Raw genomic sequence first — 400 nt, forward strand, 5'->3', positions numbered from 1 at the left:
CGGCGCACGGTCACCGAGGCGCCGTGGTCGCCGATCAGCTCGACCTCGACGCGGCCCGCGTTCACGTGCACCTCGACCTCGGCGGGCCGGGTGGTGACGAACTCGTGCTGGCGAACGACTCCGGTGTCGGAGCTGGTGTTGGTGGACTCGCTCATCTCGTCTCTCCCCCTGGCCTCAGCCACGAACCCAGCCGCGAAGGCGTTCGCCGGTCTCTGGCTGTTCCTGCTCCCGCCGCGCCTTCTGCTGGTTGCTCGCCCGGTTCTGCAGCGCGCTGCGCACGGCGTAGCCCATCCAGCTGTTCAGCGACACGCCCTGCGACGCCGCGGCCTTCTCGGCCTTGGACTTGATCTCGTCGACCATGCGCAGCGTGACCCGGCTGATGTTGCCGGTGGCGTCGTCG

The 400-nt window shown here is 69.8% G+C and carries 1 protein-coding gene; it reads right to left on the minus strand.

Annotated elements, in window-relative coordinates; genetic code table 11:
• Positions 1–174: 174 nt before the first annotated feature.
• A partial coding sequence (locus tag CCN37_RS41775; RefSeq protein WP_246843498.1) for a toxin-antitoxin system HicB family antitoxin occupies positions 175–400 on the minus strand: 226 nt, incomplete at its 5' end.

The sequence above is a fragment of the Allokutzneria sp. NRRL B-24872 genome (assembly GCF_002155965.1).
Lineage (GTDB): Bacteria > Actinomycetota > Actinomycetes > Mycobacteriales > Pseudonocardiaceae > Allokutzneria.